The sequence below is a fragment of the Haloferax profundi genome (genome assembly GCF_001469865.1).
In the GTDB taxonomy this organism is placed as follows: Archaea; Halobacteriota; Halobacteria; order Halobacteriales; family Haloferacaceae; genus Haloferax; species Haloferax profundi.
The window spans coordinates 1-4,104 of the sequence record NZ_LOPV01000034.1; the positions used below are offsets into that span (position 1 = coordinate 1).

At 60.0% G+C, this 4,104-nt stretch carries 4 protein-coding genes and 1 pseudogene; 2 read left to right on the plus strand and 3 right to left on the minus strand.

What is annotated here, in order from left to right; translation table 11 throughout:
* Nucleotides 1–365: pseudogene (locus AUR66_RS01750) on the minus strand (phosphate ABC transporter substrate-binding protein); the annotation flags it as partial.
* A 176-nt stretch (nt 366–541) separates the two neighbouring features.
* Between AUR66_RS01750 and AUR66_RS01755 the strand changes: the two are divergent.
* A complete protein-coding gene (locus AUR66_RS01755) occupies nt 542–1,492 on the plus strand; it encodes a hypothetical protein (RefSeq protein ID WP_058570807.1) in 951 nt (316 codons plus the stop codon).
* A 110-nt stretch (nt 1,493–1,602) separates the two neighbouring features.
* Nucleotides 1,603–1,950, plus strand: a complete 348-nt coding sequence (locus AUR66_RS01760) for a nuclear transport factor 2 family protein (RefSeq protein WP_058570804.1) — start codon at nt 1,603–1,605, stop codon at nt 1,948–1,950.
* A gap of 118 nt (nt 1,951–2,068) precedes the next feature.
* Here AUR66_RS01760 and AUR66_RS01765 read toward each other — a convergent pair whose 3' ends face one another.
* Both AUR66_RS01765 and AUR66_RS01770 read right to left on the minus strand, forming a co-directional pair.
* Nucleotides 2,069–2,347: an amphi-Trp domain-containing protein gene (locus AUR66_RS01765; RefSeq protein WP_058570805.1), complete on the minus strand. Its 279-nt coding sequence runs from the start codon at nt 2,345–2,347 to the stop codon at nt 2,069–2,071.
* Between the two features lie 158 nt (nt 2,348–2,505).
* Nucleotides 2,506–4,104: methyl-accepting chemotaxis protein (locus tag AUR66_RS01770; RefSeq protein ID WP_058570806.1), on the minus strand; the 1,599-nt coding region annotated here is incomplete at its 5' end.

Consider the following 4,104-nt stretch of genomic DNA (forward strand, 5'->3'; position numbering starts at 1 on the left):
TCGCCTGCGTCGAGTTCGTCCCAGCCAGGGACGGTGCCTTCCGAACTCGAACCCCAGTACTCACCGTCGCTCGCCGGTGCGTTGGAGTTCCAGTACGAGCTCCCCTTGTTCGCGATTGGGTAGACCGTCGAGGAACCCTCGGCGGTGAGCATCTCTGGCTCTGAGCTCTCTTCGCTCGAGGCTTCGGTGGTCTCTTCTGGAGCTTCGGTCTGCGCTTCAGTCTGGGCCTCAGTCTCTTCGGATTCGTCGTCCGAACCCGACCCACCCGTACAGCCAGCGAGGCCGGCAAGTCCGGCAACACCGGAGGAGACGAGGAATTTCCGACGTGATACGCTCTCTGTCAACGCTTTGGAGTCACGCGCCATCAACTGACCAGACCCGTGATATAATAAAATGCGTTTATAATACTACTCTGGTTCGCTCAGATTCAGGGGTATTGATACCTCTCTCGCAGTACCACTACTCTCTGGACATATCACTATATTCCACTATATATCTGAGAACCGACAAAATGTATACGCCGGAGTCTCGTGACTTCGACATGGACCAACCGGACAGTCAGCACGCCCCCGACAGCGTCGTCGGCATGTCGAAAGACGACGCGACGGACGCCCTCGTGGCCGCAGACGACTCACGCGACCCCGAGTTCGTGGAGGCGATTCTCGGCCACGTCACCGACGACGGCGTCGTGACGGAGGACGCAATCGACGAGACAGTATCCGACGCATCGATGGTCCTCTCGACGGCCGAGACGCGCGTCGAACTCGCACAGCAGGCGCTCGAAGACGCGACAGAGACGGCGAAGGACGTCTCGGACGTCGATGCTGTTCGGTCTCGTCTCGACACGTTCGAGTCGACGGTCTCGGCGCTCGATGCGCACGTGACCGACCTCGGCACCACGATTCAGTCGCTCTCCGGGTGGCGAAACGGCGACGGTGACCTCTACGACCTCGTGACTGGCCTCCGGGACGTCACCTCCGAGGCGCAGACGGTGACGCGAATCGCGGACGACACGCAGTTGGACCTCGAACAGTTCGAGCGGTGGGTCTCTTCGCACGACTGGCGACGCGACGAACTCGACGCCGACGTCGACGCACTCGAACAGTCGCTCGACGACCTTGCGCGTACGTGTGAGAAATTATCGACCACAGACGACGGGCGACTGTGGTTCGACGCGATGCTTCGTCGCCACGTCGTCTCACTACTGGTCGCTGACGTGCGAGCGGAACTCTCCGACCTCCACGAACTCGCAGACCGGGATGGTGTCGACGCCGACGGACTCGACGAGATAGCAGGCCGACTCGACGAATTCGACGCCCGGACGACGACGCTCGGCGACGAACTCGACTCGTTCGCGCAGGCGACGTGGCAGGCCCAGTTCGAGGAGCGACTGACGTCGTTCTGTGAGCGCTTGGACGAGTTCGAACCACCGGTCTCGTGGGGTGACGTACAGTCGGAACTCGAACAGCACCGCCCCGACGTGGAGCAGTAACGGTCCCCATTCCGTTCGCGCTCCTCTCTACTGCTCACACGAAGGCGAGCCCGTGTCTCAGACCATATCTTGATGATTAATTAGAACAATCTAGTGGGTGGTGGATTCGAATGAAGACGACAGAAGAGGTGCTCGGTCACCACCTCGAGACGTTCGCAGAGGGGGATATGGACGGAATAATGGCTGATTACGACGATTCGTCGGTCGTCGTGACGCCCGAAGAGACGTACCAGGGTCTCGACGAGATTCCCACGTTCTTCGAAGAAATATTCGCCGACTTCGGTCAGGACGGTGCCTACGCGGAAATCGACCTCCAGAAAATCGAAGGCGACATCGCGTTCATCACCTGGCACGGAGAGACACCGGACAACGTCTACGAGTTCTGCACAGACACGTTCGTGGTCGAAGATGGGGTCATCACCACCCAGACGTTCGCTGGGAAAATCGAATCGAAGTGAGTCGTGGCCACGTCGGTGCCTCTGGCACGGACTATCGAACGGCCACGAGTACACAGTCAGGATTTTTCACTAGACTGGCGCAGTCAGCGACGATTATCGAGGGGCGGGCTCCCCCGACTTAGTCGATTTTGAGCTCAGTCGTTCCGCGGGAGTCTTCCTCCCACTCGAGCTGAATCTCCATCTCGATTTCTGTATCGTCTTCCGATTTCGACGTCTCTCGTTCGACCTCGATTTCGAATTCGACCTGCGCTGGGGGTGCCAACGTGACCGACTGGTCGCCGCTCGCGAGCGAGAACGACTCTCCTGATTCGAGTCGGTCCGCGATTGTCCGTAGATACTGGGCGACTGCAGCCCGCTCCATGTCGCCTTCGAACTCGAACAGTGTCTCTTCTGGCATACTTCCACAAGGACGTACTGCCACTTTAGTTCGTAGTACAGTCCCAGAAACTAGGCTGTGGGTCGCCCCATCAGGCGAGTTCGGCCCTGGAACGTGTTTACGTCCGAACGCCGTTGGTTGCGCGCGCCCCGGAGAGCCTTACGACGTCGCCCCCGATTTCAGTCGTCGGCTGGCGTCTCACACTCGAACGCACCGAGTTGGTCTTGCAAGCCGCCTGTCTGCCCCCTAAGTTCGCCGAGTTGTGCTCGAATCTCTGAAATCGTCGTCGCTCTGGACTCGGCTTGGCTCGCGAGTGTGTCGCTCTGTTCCGCGATGTCTCGCGAGCGGTCCGCGACTCTGATGATTGCGTCGACTACCTCTTCGGTCGTTCGAGCGCCGTCGTCGGTCGCTGCGGCGACTTCGTCGACCGAGATATCGACACCCTCGACGATCTCGGTGACGTCTGCGAACGCTTCACCGGCGTCAGTCGTCGTCGACTTACCGGTCTTGATCTGCGACTTCGTCTGCTGCATCTCTGCTTGAACGCGTTCGACGTCTTCGACCGTCTCGTCGATGGTCTGCTCGATTGCAGACGAGTGGCTCTGGGTCTCGTCGGCGAGCGATTTGACCTCGTTCGCCACGACAGCGAATCCTTCGCTCCCGCTCGAAGCACGTGCAGCCTCGATGTTGGCGTTCAGTGCGAGCGTGTTCGTCTGCTCGGCAATCGACTCGATGAGGTCGGTGCTCTTCGAGACGTCGTCCATCCTGGTGTCGAGTGATTCGACCAACGCTGCGAGTTCACTGATGCTCTGTTCGATGTTCTCGATCACTTCGATTGCATCTGTCGCGGTTCCCGTCCCCGACTCGGCCGCCGCTGCTGCACTGCTGGCTTCGTCCGAGACTTGGTCGGCGTTCGCGGCAATCTCTTCGATGGTCGCCGAGAGACTGCTCAACTCGTCGGTGGTCGATTCGAGGTCGTGTGCCTGCTCACGCACGTCCGTGGCAAAGGTACGGACGTCCGCTGCTAGTTGCCGTTGTGTCTGTTCGAGCGTCTCGGCGTCGTCGTGGACCGACTGCGTCGTCTGCTCGACAGTCGTCGCGAAGTCTCGTAAGTCTACGATGGTCGCCGAGAGTTCCCGTTTCATCTCTACGAACGCGTTACTGATCTCTTCGATGGCCTCGATATCGGTCTCTTTCGGCGCGCTGACAGTGAAATCCCCCTCCGAGACAGCGTCCATGGCCGTGGCGAGTTCGTCGGCTTGAACGACTAACTGCTCGTTCAGACGCTCGACTTTTGCCTTCGCCTCTTCGCTGTCTTCGAGGTTCTGCATCTTCTGTCTGGTCTCTTCGCGAGAGCGCTCGATCGAGAACCAGTTCGTCACCAGCGCACCGGAGAGTGCGAGGAGGAACACCGCGTGGACCAACGCCCATCCCATCGGTCTCGCCACGGCGTCTGGGTGGTTGTACACCACCTCAGGGTACGACATGCCGAAGACGGCGTGTTCGACGGCGACGTACAGGACGCCGGCGACGAACGGGACCCAGTCCTCGTAGACTGCGATGACGCCCACGATGACGAAGAAGTGGAAGTGTGCCTCGATGAACCCGCCGGAGAAGTACACGAGAATCGCCGAACACGTCATCAACCCCACCGACGCGAGTGCACTTCGTGTCCGGCGTGAGAACCACGGTGCGAGTGCCACGAGCGCGAATCCGAGGATTATGCCGGTGCCGGCGAGGACGTGTTCGGTGGGGACCGCAGTGAAAGTCGCTCCCGT